The following is a 15,602-nucleotide window of genomic DNA, read 5'->3' as shown; positions in this document are numbered from 1 at the left end:
TCTCTCCGAAATGCAGGACGACCGCACGTCATTTAGGAAGCATGAATAGCTGACCAGAGACGCGACGCATTGGTGCGTAGCAAGGAGCCAACGCTACAGCAAAAACGATCGATAGCGGAGTAAGTATGCCACGTGAGTAGAAAAAGAAATCCATCACTAACACAAGCCCCAAGGCAAAAACGCTGCCGTACCACGCACGATCAAGACAGGTCACCGATCGCCGGTACGCGACATAGGCTCGCCGTGTCAGAGCGATCAGCAAACCACTCATCGCTACGAGGCCAACGACTCCCAATTGCACAAAGATCCAGAGAGCGCCGCTTACCCCATAGGCTATACCGATCTCCTCCAGAGTCGCCTCATACTTACGCTCGGCAACTCCCGACTTTACCAAGGCCCCTGGGCCTCTGCCGATGAGGACGGTCCTGAATCCCTGCTCAACACTATACCCTAGCGCCCTCAGCGTGCTCGAAAGACGCCCGGTAGACGAACCTTCGTAACTCTCACCGGATTCATAGTCGATAACGTACTGGTGAATATAGGCCAGATCGAAAGACCCCCACACCTGACGCTCAGGATTCAGCGATGGATGAAGTTTAGCGGCGAAAAAAATCATGATCATGGCTATGGGTAGAGTTAACCGCACTGCCTTGATTAGAGCTCCCAGACGATTCCTGCTCCAGGAGAGAAAGTAATATGCAATTGCCAGATACACTGGGAGGACAAGGGGAAACGCTCGCTTGCCCACGAGGAACGCAAACACGACGAACCAGAGCAGGAGGAGGACGAAGGTTCGTGTACGGATCGCTCCATTGACTGTCAAGCTAAGAGCCACGCCAATTGCGGCCAGCGGGAACAGGGTACCCATCGTTCCCGTGGCTGAACCGAAAGTGCCGCTGGCGCCCTCGCTGCCGAAGCCACTTAATTCCGAATACACTTCGGTTTGAACAGACCAGCCCATGTCCATTAGCCGATACGCGGCGACAGGAATCTGAATCAAAGAAAGAATGACTACTATCAGCGCGAAAAACCAGTAGTCATTGCTGTTTAGACGAGCATTCGCCAGTATCAGCAGCACGAGATAGAACAGCAGAGCGCTATAGCTGAACAACAAGATCTGTAACGCGCCCTCCATGGACAGCGCGCCGGAAAACAGCGTCACCCCCAACAGCATTAGAATCCATCCTCTCCCGGGCACAACAATGAAAGCTGCTCTCCGCTGATTCCCCATTCGCCACTTTGTAAGCACCAACAAGGTACAAGCGATAACGATCTGGTTCGGAACCAATTCGGGAAGCAGCCCTAGGAATACGAAATAGCTGCCCGTAAAGCTCATCACGAGCATTATGCCAACAGCGATATTGACCAGATTGAGTCGGACCCTCATGGATTGCCATCCTTGACCGATGATATCAAAATGAACTGCCGTAGCCTGACGCAGCCCCAGGGTCTCTGCTCTCGGAATGCATCAGCAAAGCAACGGTGTCCGGTTGCTTCATAGGTATGCCAACAACAATGGCCTCAACTGGGCCTCATAGAGCGCCTGGGAGGCTGGTTTGTGAAAACAGTGCTTGAAGAAGCGCAGGACTTGGCGGCTCACCTTCGAGGTGTAGCGGAATACCGGGGTGCTCCAGTCGGGGCGATCGGTCCCGTCGGTCGCGGAGGTCTGGCGCCGGTCCTGCTTGCGCAACGCTTTCTCGTCCGCGATTCCGTGCTGGCCCATTCTGCGGTGCAACAGCAGGGCCACCAAGAGGCTGGTGACAATGGCCAGGCGGACCTGATTCTCGATGGCCGCCAGGCTGGCGCCCCAGGCCTTGGCCAGGCTGAAGTCGTTCTTCCAGGTGTCAAAACACTTCTCCTCCTCCCAGCGACGCGAGTAGAGGAAGGCGATGACGCCGGGTTCGAGCTTGAACTCGTTGGTCAGAAACTCCACGAGATGGCCACGCGGGCTGCGGAAGGTGATCAGGCGCCAGTTTTGGCGGGAACTGCGCAAGGTGATGCGCAGATCCTTGAGCACCCCTTCGTTAGTCGGCACGTCCGCCACCGGCAAGGGCTCGGTGGACTCGATGCACAGGCTGCTTTTCATGCGCGTGATCAGGGTCATGCCCAAGCGCTTTTTCCGGCTATCCCAAAACGCCGCGTCGATGAACGCGCGGTCGACCAGCCACAGCGCACCCTTGTGACGGGTCATGGGCTGCGCGGATTGATCGTAGTCGCGCAACAGCGCCGTCTCGTGGCGACTGCGGGTATCGACGTGCACGTCGGTGGGACAACCCAGGCGCACGTCGTAGAAGCTCAACAGCGCGTGTCCCTTGGGATTGTCCTCGCCGCCCTGCCGGGGCGTACACCGCCCGTAGTGTGCGCTTTCGCTCTGATACGTCCCATCCATCGCATACACCGGGCGCCCTTGCAGGGCAGGGAATTGCGCCAGACGATCCGGCAGCACCGCCCGTGCCTCGCCGAGCAACGGCGCCATCGCTGCCTGCAAGACTGCGCGGCGGTGGCGCGAGGACAGCGCGTCCGACCAGGTGGAACGCGCCAGTGGGGCGCGCAGCGCCGTTCCCGGCTCCCAATGCAGCAGCGACTGCACCTGCTCGCGCAGCGTGCGCATGCCTTGCAGGTGGCGCAGTACTCCAAGGCCGATAAAATCCGCCATGCTCAACACCCGCGATACCGTGTCGGTACCGCGTATCTGCGCCAAGGCACGAGCCACCGGCGCCAACAATTCTCCCAAGACGGTTTGATTCATGAGGCTGTCCATGACTGCAGTTAATCGTTCGGTATCCACACGAGGCTCCAATAAGCTGTTGTTTATACAGCATAAATTGCGAGCATTTTGCTAAACCTGTGTCAAGTGTTTTTTGCGATATTTTTGAAAAAATTTTTCCGTCCCATGATCTGTTCCATAGGGAGCGTAGATTGCGCACCGGCCTTTTCCTATTAAACGATCCCATTATCTGCGTATAGCGGGGCTGACGCTGTCTCATGGGCAAGCTTGCCTGCTTCGGCTTGAATCACAGCCGGACACCGTTGTCAGCAAAGTTAATGTTTCCAATATAATTTCTTGCTATTGTTGGGTGTCGCGTCAATCCAACGCTCAGATTGCCATCATGGGTGCCAGCGCTCGGTAATACGAAGCGATGCAGGATAAGGCAAAAAAATGAAATATAGTTTTCACGAATCATACGGTTATGTGGCCTAGTATATATGATATCCGAGTGCGGAAGCCCTGGGCGCAGCTTCACTGCTCGTTGCACGAATAATGCACGAAACGACCATTCCAGACCAAACCGGCAACGGTCCAATGCCGAGCCGCCAGTCCAACAGACGACAGACGACAGACCACTCCAGCCACTAGCTGAAGTTCCCTCGGTTTTTCGTGTTTCAAAGAGTAAATTTGATGCTAACAGTTTTTCCGGATGCTGCGCTCTGATACAGATCCCCAGAAACTGAACTGGCGCCCTCTAGCCGAGAGGTCGAATGCTGCAGCTTTCTAATGTAGAGGACCTCAATCAATTCAAAGGCGGCGGCATTGATCTTGGGGTGAGTAGTGTAGCGAAGACCACGCACCCTCTCGTTCGTGAAGCTGTTGAATCAGCTTGCCATCGGCACGTGTCTCGGCAGTTGCTTTACCGGCTCGTGGAGCAGGTCATGCCGGAGGCCTTGAGTTTGTCCTGAAAGGCATGACTGGCGTACTGGCTGTCTCGATCGGAGTGGTACATCAGACCAAGTGCCGGTCGTTTCCTAAATCAGGCCATGGCCAGGTACAGCCAGCCTTCAGCGTCCCATAAGCAGGTGATGTCCGCGCTCCGAACCTGATTCAGGGCTCGCTCCCAAAGTGACTAGATTCTGCGTCACCCTGGGAAGACAAAATTTCAGAGGCAGCTCAACTTCCCAATACGCAAATCTTCGACTGCCTGCGAATGACTAGAGAACTCAATCATGACATCGGACACCGGTTGACAGCAAAGCTACTGTGCGTAACCCCATTCCTCGCCTCAGAGATTTTCGGGGCTACAGCTATCCTGACACAGCAAGCGGTTCCTTGGTAGGCCGTCGAGGTTCCACCCCACAAGCTGCCAGTCCCCTGGCAAGGGTACCACGGTGTGCCCCAGCGCAGGGGTTGAGGGCATCGTCGCCAGAACCGGAGGTCCCGGTGCGTGCCGTGCAATTGCCGTCAACTGCTGCATCTCCAAAGTCGTTCGGGGCGCGATTCCGGTGCTGCCGAACGCGACCACCAAGTCAAATGCTGTCGTGTCGGCAGGACTCTGCCCCAGCCAAAGTAGCGCAGGCAAGAGCGAAGCGCAGACGCCAGCACCTATCCTGCGGAGCTTGTCGTCAGGCTCGACCGTGGTCACTTCGTGTCCCGCAACGGCTAGCTGGCAAGACACAAAGCCGAGACGTCCTTCCAGATCCAGCACACGCAGTCGCCGTTTCCCCAGTAGCTGAAGCAAGGTATCGATCGCAAGACGGGCCGTGTCGTCGCTCGCAATGTCCCCAAAATCAGGGTGCGGCACGGGGAAAGGCAGCAGTAGCCGACCATCGTCGCTAGTGCTGCGCAAGTCCAGGACTTGCTCGCGCAGCACCTGCCACTGCCGATGGCGAACGCGTACCTTCACCGGAATGAGTGGCACCTTCAGCACTTTGGCGATGGATAGCCGGTGACGGCCGTCTTGAAACAGGATCGCACCATTGCGGGCAACATTGACCTCGACCTCATCGGAAAAGCGACGAGTCGGGTCATGCTGCGCAGTAACCTCCCGTTGGCGCAGCATGCCATGCTGGCGCACACTGTCGACGACGCTGTCGATGTATTGCAGGCGCGCCTCCAACTCGTTCTCATTGCGGCAGTTCCACAGCGTACGACCTGCATTGATGTCACGCATTGACTCCGCGAAGTACTCGGTGTCGCGCCAGTGTGTTCCCTGGCGCACACGTTGCTCGATCGAACGGTAAGCAGCCAACGATTCGAAAGGCGGGGCGCCGACATCCCATTCGCCACCGAGAACGCTCCCAGGAATGACATCCAGCCCGAAAACAGCGTTACGCAACTCGAGCGTTGATCCTTCCGGCTGAAAGCACGTATGCCCCACCACCATGTCCGGAGGCAAGAGTAGCACACGGTCCGGATCGGGCAAACGCCAGCCCGAAGCGGCCGCCAGCCGATACTTTGTACGTGCGTACCGATAGCCCTTGATCTGGTGCCACAACCGCCTGATATGCAGGCCACGGCCCGGCAGATGCCGAAGCATCGCGCTTACCACGCAGCGAAATACCGACATGGCTGTCACCGCTTGGCCGCGGCTTTGCCCGCGCATGCGCCTCGAGCAGCAACAAGGCTCAGGAAATCCTCCCCAAGGGCGTCACACCACGCGCTGGCCGAGAATTTCTGCATGGCCAGAGCACGATTCGCCTCCCCAGCCATGCGGCTGCGGGTGGGATCGGCGATCCATCCACGCAGGCAGACCTCGATCTCTTCAATTTCTGGCGTGGCTGACATCATGCTCCCCTGAGCACCCTGGTCAAAAAGATCGACGATACCGCCCTGACCGGAGGCAATAATCGGCAGACCAGCCCCCATCGCTTCCAGAAGCGATACCGGCAAGCCCTCGTTCAGGCGCGTAGGCAGCACGAACAGGTCGGCATCTAACAAGGACTGCGCCTTGGCTTCTCCACTGACGAAACCTCTAAAGCTCACTCGGTCAGTAACGCCCAACTCGGCGGCCAGTTGCTCCGCTCGGGGACGATCTTCGCCGTCGCCGGCGCATTCCAGTTCAACCTCGGGATGCGCCTGCGCAAGACGCGCCAGTACCTGCACCAGTTCACTCGCACCCTTGCCGATGGCCATGCGTGACAGGAAAAGCAAGCGAATAGACTGTCGCTCACTAGTAGTCCTGCGAAGCCGTGCCAGGCCATCAAACTGCCGATGATCATACATGGTGGTCGTTGCAACGACCTGCCCAGCGTCAAAGCGCCACGCGAGAAGGATCTCCCTACGCGCCTGCCCGAGCACGTAGATCCGTTCGACGTGGCCGAACAAGAGTCTGCCCAAAAAGCGCAGGAACGGACTGCGTCCGACGCGCTCCGGATAGGAGGTACCCCAGCCATGGTTGAAAACAACGATCACCCCGCGATGCACCAGTCGGATCAGTTGCAGATAGAAAGCGTCGCGAAGAATTGCATTGTCGAAAGATGGATTGAGCAGGACCACATCGGGTCTTAATCCGCGAATCTGCCGCATTAGGCGCCAACCGTCGCGTAGCAAGCGTAGCGGCAGAGGTAAGCTGCTCTGGTCCTGACCGACAGCGGCCCGCACCACTTTGTGCCGCTCGCCCATGTACGCGCAAAGCGTGTTGGCAAAAGTGCTGACGCCGCCAATCATGCCAGGCTGCGGTGCCACCACGAGTAGCCTGAGCGAGATCATGGGCACAAGCTCTTCCTGGGACTACTCTGCGCACATGCTACCAAGACATTTGCCACCTGACCTGCAATTACTCCGTAGCTCCGCTCCGAACGTACATAGGCCGGGCCACGCGCGCTCATGGCGGCCAAGTCCTCGGGATTACGCAGCATGGCGAGGATCCCGCCAGCAATCGCCGCCGGTTCCATGGCCACGACTCTTGCAGCTTGCGAGCGCCGAGCTACAAGTGCCTGATCGGGAATGTCATTGACCAGCCCGGGCACGCCCAAGGCCAGGTACTCGCAGAGCTTAGTCGGCGAGGAGACATCGAACAGCGGACCACGAGGGATCAGCGATAGGCCGATCCTTGCGGCGCGCACCAAGCCTGCGACCGTGGCCAGCGGCAGCCAGCCAGCCCATACCACGTGCTCAGCCACTCCCAGCCGCTCCGCACCTGCCTGCAAGGCGGCGATCTCGCCGTTGATCTCTTCTCGACCAACCATTACCAAAATAATCGTCGGACGTTCGCGCCAAGCCAGGGCGAATCCTTCAATAACGATATCCAGCCTCCTCGACGCGGAAAACGTCCCACAATAGATCAGTGTTTCGCGGCCGATCAATCTGGGGTCCGCTGCCGCTTCGACAAGCTCCGCGGACATCAACTCCACATCGACGCCCATGGGAACGGGTGTCGTTCGTTCCGACGAGCAGCCTTTAGTCAACACGTCCTCGAGCATCGCAGCGCTTTGCACAAAAACATGGTTGGCACCCGGCAACACCACACGACGGAGGAGAAAACCCCCTGCGTGTTCTCTTAGACGGGCATAGAGCCAGCGCAACCAGCCAATTTTGCGCGGACCTAGGTCGGCAAGCATGCGATACGAATCGACGATGGGAAATGACATCCAGTAGACAAAAGCCCGGCCCCTCAAGCGACAAGCCAGCCAGCCCAGCGCTGCAATGCTGGGCATGTCCCGCACCACGACCACATCGTAGCCAGACAATGATGCCAAGTACAAGGACCTCAGTCGATGTACCAGACCCGCCAAGGTGTCGCGACTTCGTCGACCTTTAACAGGTCTGACTCGGTTATGTCCACCCGGCCAATCTGCGACAGCGCCGGGTTCGGCCGCTTGCGTCAGAAGGTCGACCCTGAAACCGAAACGCGGCAAATACTTCCCAAACAGGGCAGCAACGTCCGCGCGCGGCGACGGATGCCTTTCAGGGGTGAGGTAGAGGATGGCGAACCGAGCCTCTGACATGCAGCCTTCTCGGCGAACTGTGCGGCTACCGGCCAAGACTCACCCCACCGAACCGTTTCTTCACGACGCGTGCAGGCACCCCAACTGCAATACTCGCATCGGGTATGTCCCTGGTAACAACGGCACCAGCACCGATGACGCTTCGATGACCTATTCTGATGCCATCCAATATTCGAGCACCAGCACCCACCCAGACATCCTCACCAATCTCTATTCCTGTTCCTGACCAACTCTCGGCAACTCTTCTATCGGGATCGTCTATTCCATGGGTCGATGAAACAATCACGGTTGAAGTAGCGATTCTGGTCCCGTCCCCAATCGTCACACCACCATAACCATAGACCACAGAAAATGGATGAACGCTGACATCCTTCCCCAGATGCACATAACCACCCTGGGTAGCGATGATGACGTTCTCGTGTATTACCGTCCGCTCCCCAACCTCCACTGCATATGCTTCTCCATGCCTTGGATCACTCCAAATATTGATCACACATCGACCGATACTCGGCCCTTTTCCAATTCGTATTTTTCCCGGACGTGCAATCCGGGCACCAGGATGCACAAAGCACTTCCACTTCACCATCAGGTAAATGGCAACCAGAGGTTTGGGCCAGGGACTGACCGTTATTTTTTTCTTGATAGGGTTCCAGATACTGCGCATATTTTCCCAAACAACCAATCAAAATTTACCAAAATGTTCATCGTAGTCCGTACGATTGCAGTAGCCTACTGACCCGCCCTGCGAAACGACTTTGCCCGGCACACCAACCACTACCGAATGATCGGGCACATCTCTCGTCACTACACAATTGGCGCCGATTGCCACGTCATTGCCAATTCTTACGGCACCGATAATCTTTGCGCCTGGCCCAATATATACGTTGTTCCCAACTATTGGGCAACCCGTCTTCGACCCTCTATTGGACTGACCAAGAGTAACACCCTGGGATATATTGCAGTTCCGTCCGATCACACTATTCTTGTTGACCACGACACCCCCAAAATGACCAATATATAAACCACTGCCGACACACGTCTCTGGAGGTATTGATATCCCCAGCCGGTATCTGTACCGACCAAGCAGTAACCGTGCAAAGGGATAAACACAGTATCTAAGAACCCTGCTGGCACGAGTATATTGACAAGTGCGCATCCAGAAAACATATTTGTATGACCCTCCGCGCAAGACATGCCTCAACAGTGCGGTGAGCTGGATGGAACCCGAAAATCGATAGAGATCGGCCAGAACAAGATATTTGTACTCTTTAAACGTCATTGCTTATCCTCATTTGGGTCGCCCTGTACCCGGCCACGCAGCTTTACTGGCTGGATTGCCGTCAAGACGGCTGACGAATCCGCCCCAAAGCCTTGCTCAGCAGCTCACGTTCCTGCGTGCCAAAGGGGTTCCATGCGATATTGAGTGCCCAATAAACGGCGGCAATGGCAACGCCGGCACTCACGGATCCGAATAGGCCACCTGGATCGGGCCAGAATTTTCTTGCGAGCATGAAGAGTCCCGCCACCAGAACCGCAAACATGGTCATCCTCACCAGGACCAGAGCATCGAATTCGTACCTGTAACCCTCCCGCCTCATGCCGGCAACCGTGATGCCAACGGTGACCAAACCAAAGACGAAGTCCGATAAAGCTATCGCGAGAATTCCAATTGTCGAGATCTGTGTCCACAGCAGTAGTACAGTACAGATAGAGGCAGAGATAGTGGCGACAGGCAGCCGACGGCTGGTCCCAGTGGCATTAGCTGCAATGACTAACAGGGTTACTTGGCTACTGCTCACCTGCGACGCGACCAGGACCGCCAGCACCCAGACCTGGTCGGCAAACTTACCTCCCGTCAAGAGACCAATCGCTGGTTCCGCGCCGACAAAAAGCCAGGCCGTCAAGGGAGCAATAAGCAGGATATTAACTTTTAGCAGGGCACTCGTCATGGCGTTGAGCTGTGAAAAGTCCTGCGTCCGCACATAGCGGCTATACATCACAGGCTCGGCCAGGTTTTTCATCAGTTGAAGAGGCAGATAACTACGAAGCTGCTCGCTGAGATTTCGGAAAAAGCCAAAGGCTGCGACTATCGGCAGCGGGAAATAAGCTGCGACCAAGAGTTGCTGCACGCGCGCCTGCGACGGAAAGGATGCCTGCCCCATCAGGTAGTTGTCCCAACCGAAGCGCAGAATCGCGCGCATGTCACCTGGCCAGACCACGTTACTCGCAGTAGCACCCGGCAGGGCTCGCCGAAGCGCAACATAATGTTTTCCTGTCGCAAGCACCATCCATAGCCAACCCGCAGCTTCCGATACCAGGGTAATCCATATCGCGAGTTCAGCATTCAGGGGTATATTGGCAACTATAACCACAGAAAGCAGAGTGAGGCGTAGCATCCACGTAAATGCAATAGCGTTGCGCAATGCGGCTTGCAACATAAGGGACTGCAGGACGATACGTTGAACCTGGTCAAATGCGTGAACAACGGAATACGCCAGCACCGGCAGGGTGAGGCCAGCCGGAGGCAGCTGCAACCGTGGCGCCAAATAGGGCCAGACTAGTCCAACACTTAAGGTAACTCCCCCCACGGCGAGCAACCGCAGGCCTCTTACCTGGCCAATAAAACGGATGAGCTGGGCAGGGGTCGCCTTGAGCCGGCCTTCCGGGACATAGCGGGTAAGCACGCGGTCCAACCCCAGGATGGAAACAGTGCCCAAGAAAATCGCCAGCGAGAGGGCTGTGATATAAAGGGCGTACTGGGCGACCTCCATTACCCGCACCGTGATGAGCATCACCATCACGCTCGCCACGGCTTGGATAAGTTTCCCGGAGAGGAACTGACGTATTCCACGCCGCACATTCCTGCCTTGGTAGGGGTCGCGTTCGGTCATACACACCCCGATATCAGCTCGACCAGCGGTTCCAGGTTCCTTTCGGAATGCTCGGCCTGAGCATAGGCTTGCGCGCGGCAGCCAATGCTCGATCGGAGAGACTCATCGTTCAACCAGTCGCGGAGGGTCCGAAGCAAGATTGCTTCATCGCCACGGGCACAGAAGCCGATCCCTTGATGTTCGAGCAACTGATCAGGGTCGACATTCAGGCTCAGGACAGGAACCTGTCTCATCCAGGCTTGAATGAACGTGTTAGGGAAGCCCTCGATCAGGCTGGTGTTAACCAAGACATGGCTACGGGCAATCAGTACGTTGACTTCTTCTAACGGCAGCCTACCCAGGTAAGTCAGATTAGGAATTGCCGCTGCAGCACGCTCAAAGGCGCTCTGCAGCCCCGCGTGCGGCAACGGGTGGCCAATCATCAGGAAGCGTACCTTCGGCATATCCAGACAGGCACTTCCGAGCCGCATGAACGCCTCTGGTTGTTTGTTTGGTTTAACGTTCGCAATCCAGAGCACCGTCGGGGTGGCGAACTTATCCAGGGTTTCGTTTGCCAGCGGATGCAGGTTGCGGACCAGCATACTCGCCTGACGACCATAATGCTCTTGCAGTAGTTGGTGCTGGACATGCGTCTGCACCACGATCTCGCTCGCCCGTCGAACTCCGTATTCCAGGATGGCTTTGTCCATGTACTTCAGCAGGGCTTTAGGCTGCCAGACTGATCCAGAGAAAGGGATCAAGTCGCTGTCCGAGGCCACATGCCAGATCAAGCGACAACCGCTTTTTCTTGCATATCTCGCCGCTATTCCAGTGTAGGCTGAACCCGAACGTTGATAGACAACGTCAGGGCGAATCTCGCGCAACAAGCGAGTGAGTGCCCAGTAGTCGAAGAAACGCGCCTTGCCGCGTAGTCCGGCTGGATCCGAAATTCGATGGATAGTGTATCCCTGTGCTTGGTAATCTGGGTGAATTCGCCGCGACAGCCAGTGCACCTCAAAGCGCCCGCTGGCGATGAGGTGACGGCAAATCAGTTTCGCTTGATATTCAGCACCGCCCTGAATGGCCGACCAGTGAGTTGGCAACAGTATTACTACCTTCTTCATCCTTACCCTTCACATGCTGAAATCCGCACGACAAGCTACCTAGGGAAGTGCTGAATAACGCACCTTTCGGAGAGACTTGACGACGCGAAGCCGCCCGCAGCCGTGCCAGACCTGACTGGTTATGACTTCTGGATGCAGTTTTGGTCGATCCGCCGAGGTTCTCCCCCTTTTTCCGCCCGCTTCCGGGCCTTCTTCGTTCATCAGGACGCAACTTGGCCGTTGGGCGCCAACAGCCGCCGCTTGGCGATCACCAGGTTGGCCAGGCCGAACAGCATGTGGAGCTGCGCCGTGTTCTTGGCCAAGCCTTTGTAACGCACTTTCCGGAAATGGAACAGGTTGTTCACAATATGGAACGGATGTTCCACTTTCGATCGGATGCTGGCTTTCACCGATTCCAACTGGCGCAACAGCCGACCCCGCACGCTCTCTTCCGGCACGGCCTTGAGCTTGCCACGCTTCATCGCCACCTGCCAGTCAATGTCCCGATCCTTCAGTTCTTCCCGCTTCTCGACACCGGTATAGCCCGCATCCAGATACACCGTCTTCTCTTCGCCGTGCAGGACCTCCCCGGTCTGGGTCACGTCCGCAACGTTCGCCGCCGTCCCCACCACCGTATGCACCAGACCGCTTTCGGCATCCACGCCAATATGCGCTTTCATGCCGAAATACCACTGGTTCCCCTTCTTTGTCTGGTGCATCTCCGGATCACGAGCCTGGGCCTCATTCTTGACCGACGGCGGTGCGGCAAGAATCGTGGCGTCCGCGATCGTCCCTTCCCGCATCATCAGGCCCGCGGCAGACAACTTGCCGTTGATCGCCTCGAATACCTGCTTCGTCAGTTCATGCTTCTCCAGCAGGTGCCGGAACTGCAACAGCGTTGTCGCATCCGGTGCCGATTCCCGCGACAAGTCGATCCCCACAAACCCGCGCAATGCCTGGCTGTCGGTGATCTCATCTTCCGCACCCTCATCCGACAGGTTGTACCACTGCTGCACCAGATACACCCTCAGCATCCGCTCCAGTCCCTCCGGCGGATGACCCCGCTTCCCCTTCGGGTAGTGCGGTTCGATCACCCCCAGCACCTCGCTCCACGGCATCACCTGCTCCATTTCGGCAAGGAACACTTCCCGCCGCGTCGTCCGCTTCTTGCCTGCATACTCGACTTGCGAAAAACTGATCTGCTTCATCGCTCGACTCAACGGGGGGGGATACCCAGATTATACCATACAGATATGCGGCGATTAAAACAGCGGTTCCCTAACAGCTTATCTTCAGGGCGTGTGAGTGACTACTGCCGATCAACTTCCAGACCATGGCCGCCATCTGAGGACGACAGTTATAATCTCTTGGCGCTGTCCCGCAGTTTCGAGTAGAAATCAGCATCAATCAACCGCTTGATTCTTCTGGGGTCGTTATAGAGTCTTCGCAGACGAAGGCCCGACTCACATAGAAAGTTGACGGCCAATCGTGCAAGGTTATTCTCCAGATTCTGCCGGACCACGTACGGCCAGATTCTCGCTTCTTGATTCGGATCGACCGTAATTGCGCTTGGCCACGGAAAGTTGAAACAGTGGTTCGCCAATGCCAGATACTGTCGCAAAGGAATCCCTTGGTCGATCGTGTCGAAGCGCTCCCTGATGGCATCCCAGTCGATACGATCCGCGTAGGTACGACTGGCCAAGACAAACTCAAACGATTGCCTTAGCGAGATGTTCCTCATCTGATCCCGCGCATCCACCAGGAAGGCATGAATAATGTTGTGCACAATCATATGCTCTGGCGCTGGTAATAAAAAATCTGCCTCTGGCCACGACAATGGTGTTGCGGCAAGGAATAACTCTTCAGTTGACAGTAAGCGGCCGTAGCGCAACAAAACAGGTTGCACGTGCAACTCAACCGATACTGGCCAATCCAGATTAAAGAGTGGTGGATAGTGATGATGAGAAAGTGCTTCCGCAGTTCGAATCTTGACCAGACCTCCCGTCTTGTCCATTTCCTGATAGCCAATGCTGGCAAGCTTTTCAAGGATTTTAGGCAAGCTCGACGGCGGAATCAAAACATCAATGTCGGCGACCATCCTTTCACCATCCGTTGGATAGAGTCCACCCACGATCACCGCTGCGCCCTTGAGCAGGAGCGGTCGTACTCCGAGGCAGTTCAGCGCCTGAATGAATTGAGCCAACTGTTCTTTAACGCTACCAGTCTTTTCAAGGTTGAGCGTATAAATCGCGTCGATATAATCGACCACGTCGGCTGGTATCGCGGATATAAGGTCTTTCCCCTGCTCTTGCAGTGCCCAGCGGAGCTGCGGAGTTACCAGATGAGCGCTCGATAGACGTAGAACCTTTTCCCACTCGGCAGGGCTGGCCGGCAAGTCTGGCGGTGCTAACGGCTGCCCGAGAGCGCCAGTTATGCACCGGCAGAGGGTTTGGAAGGCGGTTCGCCTGGTTTTGGGTCCGGCGTTGGTCATTCGTTCTCCAAAAACATTCACGCCCCTACGCTGTTGCGGAGTTGGCAGTTAGCGTAGGGTAAGAAGCATATCCTTATACACAACTCACCCCTGAGCCGCCCACAGATGAACTGGAGGACGACGGCGCAGTCCATGACGCGCTGCAACCCGATCCAGATCATTTTGACACACGGCTCGCCGTCGTTATTGCGCGCCAAGAAGCCGCCGAGCATGGCTCGCCCCGAATGGGGAAACTGTTACGACCCAGCGGCTCTTGCGGCTGGATCGGACGACTATCGACGTGTGCAGCGCCTGCCGGTCCGCGCATTCGTGCACGCTACCGCCATGCCCGAATGCTTTGGTATTCAGCAGGATGGTCGTCCATTGTTCCTTTCACAACGGCCGTGACGGCGCGGCGCTTGCTTCCGAGAGTCCCCAGCAGATTGCTCTTGCAGGCAACTGCCGGTCGAGTGCGATTGTCAGTCGAGCCCGGTCAACACTGGGCCGCACAGCGAGTGCCCCCGGCCTGCGACCGTCCCGAATGATCTCACCGACCCGTCCGGTCGGCTGAGATTATTTTCACGATTGCCGCAGCCGTTCATGGCAACCCGAGAGCACCCCGCGACGAGCGGCAGGCCAGCCAGTTCTTGCTGCAGGAGTTCAGCTTTCACTTGCGTCACAGTCGCACGCCTTTTTCGATGACCGTTCGGGAAAGCTGCCTGATCGGATTCGGATCGGTCACAAGGTCGATCTTGCGCTCGCCGAGCTACTGGCGCAGCCGGGCCAAGACACCCACAGCTTCGGCGTGAGATCGATCTTCCGCAGATCCATTTCCCCGCCCTTGGCTGCGTCACTGACGGGTGATTCGTCGTCGTCCGCCAGCACGGGCAGGCGTAGCGATCAAAGAGACGATAGTTGTAGGTAAACATGCATCGCGCAAAATCGACGTCGCGCTGACCCTGGACTTCGATGTGCACGTAGATCCAGCGCTGCTCTCCGCTGGTGAGGGTGACTTACACCAGCGCGTCGGCAAGGCGTCTGCCGAGTTCGTCGTCGCGCACCACTTGCCGCAATTCGGTGTTCTTGAACTCGTGACCCTGCGCCTAGTCGATCTGTGCGTGCGCTTCGGGAAAGTAAAACGCCATGAATTCGGGAAAGGCGTGTTCGATCAGCATCGGTCAAAAAAGTCGTCCAGGGATTCAGCATCGAGCACGTTGAGTATCCAGGTTTCTAGTTGTTCAATGCTGGCGCTGGTCAGGCGAGCGCAAACCGCATCCGGCAAGCGGCAAGCGGCCAAAACGATGAGTGAGTAGGCGCTGCAGGAAAACTACGGCCTCTTCTTGACGACCTTCTTTACGACCTTCCTGACGACCTTGCTGTAATCCTTGTTGCAATCCTTTTTCGATGCCGAATCGTTCGGCAGAGGTGACGTAGGGCATGGCAACGTTCCTTCCCTGTCTCCCTGCTGTGATCTGGCAATCCCCCAGCAAGGCTTCC

General features: G+C 56.8%; 13 protein-coding genes. 1 reads left to right on the top strand and 12 read right to left on the bottom strand.

Translation table 11 applies throughout. The features are described 5' to 3' along the window. Window positions 1–28 precede the first annotated feature (28 nt). From AC15MQ_RS20725 to AC15MQ_RS20675, 11 genes are all read right to left on the bottom strand, one after another. The gene (locus AC15MQ_RS20725; protein WP_483081187.1) at window positions 29–1,387 is read right to left on the bottom strand and encodes a hypothetical protein; all 1,359 of its coding nucleotides are present in this window, start codon (window positions 1,385–1,387) and stop codon (window positions 29–31) included. Between the two features lie 108 nt (window positions 1,388–1,495). Then, on the bottom strand, window positions 1,496–2,749 hold the full coding sequence (locus AC15MQ_RS20720; protein ID WP_326529172.1) for an IS4 family transposase: 1,254 nt from the start codon (window positions 2,747–2,749) through the stop codon (window positions 1,496–1,498). A 1,249-nt stretch (window positions 2,750–3,998) separates the two neighbouring features. Continuing rightward, entirely contained in the window at window positions 3,999–5,282 is a 1,284-nt protein-coding gene (locus AC15MQ_RS20715) for a hypothetical protein (protein ID WP_483081186.1), read from the bottom strand. Window positions 5,283–5,287: 5 nt separating this feature from the next. Next, a complete protein-coding gene (locus tag AC15MQ_RS20710; RefSeq protein WP_483081185.1) occupies window positions 5,288–6,424 on the bottom strand; it encodes a glycosyltransferase family 4 protein in 1,137 nt (378 codons plus the stop codon). Next, window positions 6,421–7,662 carry a glycosyltransferase gene (locus AC15MQ_RS20705; protein WP_483081184.1) on the bottom strand — a complete coding sequence of 414 codons (1,242 nt, stop codon included), beginning with the start codon at window positions 7,660–7,662 and terminating at the stop codon, window positions 6,421–6,423. The genes AC15MQ_RS20710 and AC15MQ_RS20705 overlap by 4 nt, the downstream gene beginning before the upstream one ends. A 25-nt stretch (window positions 7,663–7,687) precedes the next feature. Beyond that, complete coding sequence (locus AC15MQ_RS20700; RefSeq protein ID WP_483081183.1) at window positions 7,688–8,326, bottom strand: acyltransferase; 639 nt, start codon at window positions 8,324–8,326, stop codon at window positions 7,688–7,690. Window positions 8,327–8,344: 18 nt separating this feature from the next. Further along, complete coding sequence (locus AC15MQ_RS20695; RefSeq protein WP_483081201.1) at window positions 8,345–8,818, bottom strand: serine acetyltransferase; 474 nt, start codon at window positions 8,816–8,818, stop codon at window positions 8,345–8,347. Window positions 8,819–9,002: 184 nt separating this feature from the next. Continuing rightward, window positions 9,003–10,553 (bottom strand): lipopolysaccharide biosynthesis protein, encoded by a 1,551-nt coding sequence (locus AC15MQ_RS20690; RefSeq protein WP_483081182.1) that lies wholly within the window; start codon window positions 10,551–10,553, stop codon window positions 9,003–9,005. Continuing rightward, complete coding sequence (locus AC15MQ_RS20685; RefSeq protein ID WP_483081181.1) at window positions 10,550–11,656, bottom strand: glycosyltransferase family 4 protein; 1,107 nt, start codon at window positions 11,654–11,656, stop codon at window positions 10,550–10,552. Before AC15MQ_RS20685 ends, AC15MQ_RS20690 begins: the two co-directional genes overlap by 4 nt. Window positions 11,657–11,856: 200 nt before the next feature. Next, window positions 11,857–12,843, bottom strand: a complete 987-nt coding sequence (locus tag AC15MQ_RS20680) for an IS5 family transposase (protein ID WP_483081180.1) — start codon at window positions 12,841–12,843, stop codon at window positions 11,857–11,859. Window positions 12,844–12,992: 149 nt separating this feature from the next. Further along, window positions 12,993–14,126, bottom strand: a complete 1,134-nt coding sequence (locus AC15MQ_RS20675) for a nucleotidyltransferase family protein (RefSeq protein WP_483081179.1) — start codon at window positions 14,124–14,126, stop codon at window positions 12,993–12,995. Window positions 14,127–14,258: 132 nt separating this feature from the next. Here AC15MQ_RS20675 and AC15MQ_RS20670 point away from each other — a divergent pair, with 132 nt between their 5' ends. Beyond that, window positions 14,259–14,513, top strand: a complete 255-nt coding sequence (locus AC15MQ_RS20670) for a hypothetical protein (RefSeq protein WP_483081178.1) — start codon at window positions 14,259–14,261, stop codon at window positions 14,511–14,513. An 830-nt stretch (window positions 14,514–15,343) separates the two neighbouring features. Here the strand turns inward: AC15MQ_RS20670 and AC15MQ_RS20665 are convergent. Beyond that, the gene (locus AC15MQ_RS20665; protein WP_483081177.1) at window positions 15,344–15,544 is read right to left on the bottom strand and encodes a hypothetical protein; all 201 of its coding nucleotides are present in this window, start codon (window positions 15,542–15,544) and stop codon (window positions 15,344–15,346) included. Window positions 15,545–15,602 lie beyond the last annotated feature (58 nt).

Source organism: Candidatus Accumulibacter propinquus (assembly GCF_056856495.1).
The sequence above is the reverse complement of the archived record's forward strand: the minus strand, read 5'-3'. Positions and strand labels throughout refer to the sequence as shown.

Excerpts from the sequence above, each read along its gene's own strand:
- AC15MQ_RS20725 (WP_483081187.1), bottom strand. The coding sequence starts at position 1,387 with ATGAGGGTCCGACTCAATCTGGTCAATATCGCTGTTGGCATAATGCTC.
- AC15MQ_RS20720 (WP_326529172.1), bottom strand. The coding sequence starts at position 2,749 with ATGAATCAAACCGTCTTGGGAGAATTGTTGGCGCCGGTGGCTCGTGCC.
- AC15MQ_RS20715 (WP_483081186.1), bottom strand. The coding sequence starts at position 5,282 with ATGTCGGTATTTCGCTGCGTGGTAAGCGCGATGCTTCGGCATCTGCCG.
- AC15MQ_RS20710 (WP_483081185.1), bottom strand. The coding sequence starts at position 6,424 with ATGATCTCGCTCAGGCTACTCGTGGTGGCACCGCAGCCTGGCATGATT.
- AC15MQ_RS20705 (WP_483081184.1), bottom strand. The coding sequence starts at position 7,662 with ATGTCAGAGGCTCGGTTCGCCATCCTCTACCTCACCCCTGAAAGGCAT.
- AC15MQ_RS20700 (WP_483081183.1), bottom strand. The coding sequence starts at position 8,326 with ATGCGCAGTATCTGGAACCCTATCAAGAAAAAAATAACGGTCAGTCCC.
- AC15MQ_RS20695 (WP_483081201.1), bottom strand. The coding sequence starts at position 8,818 with ATGCGCACTTGTCAATATACTCGTGCCAGCAGGGTTCTTAGATACTGT.
- AC15MQ_RS20690 (WP_483081182.1), bottom strand. The coding sequence starts at position 10,553 with ATGACCGAACGCGACCCCTACCAAGGCAGGAATGTGCGGCGTGGAATA.
- AC15MQ_RS20685 (WP_483081181.1), bottom strand. The coding sequence starts at position 11,656 with ATGAAGAAGGTAGTAATACTGTTGCCAACTCACTGGTCGGCCATTCAG.
- AC15MQ_RS20680 (WP_483081180.1), bottom strand. The coding sequence starts at position 12,843 with ATGAAGCAGATCAGTTTTTCGCAAGTCGAGTATGCAGGCAAGAAGCGG.
- AC15MQ_RS20675 (WP_483081179.1), bottom strand. The coding sequence starts at position 14,126 with ATGACCAACGCCGGACCCAAAACCAGGCGAACCGCCTTCCAAACCCTC.
- AC15MQ_RS20670 (WP_483081178.1), top strand. The coding sequence starts at position 14,259 with ATGACGCGCTGCAACCCGATCCAGATCATTTTGACACACGGCTCGCCG.
- AC15MQ_RS20665 (WP_483081177.1), bottom strand. The coding sequence starts at position 15,544 with ATGCCCTACGTCACCTCTGCCGAACGATTCGGCATCGAAAAAGGATTG.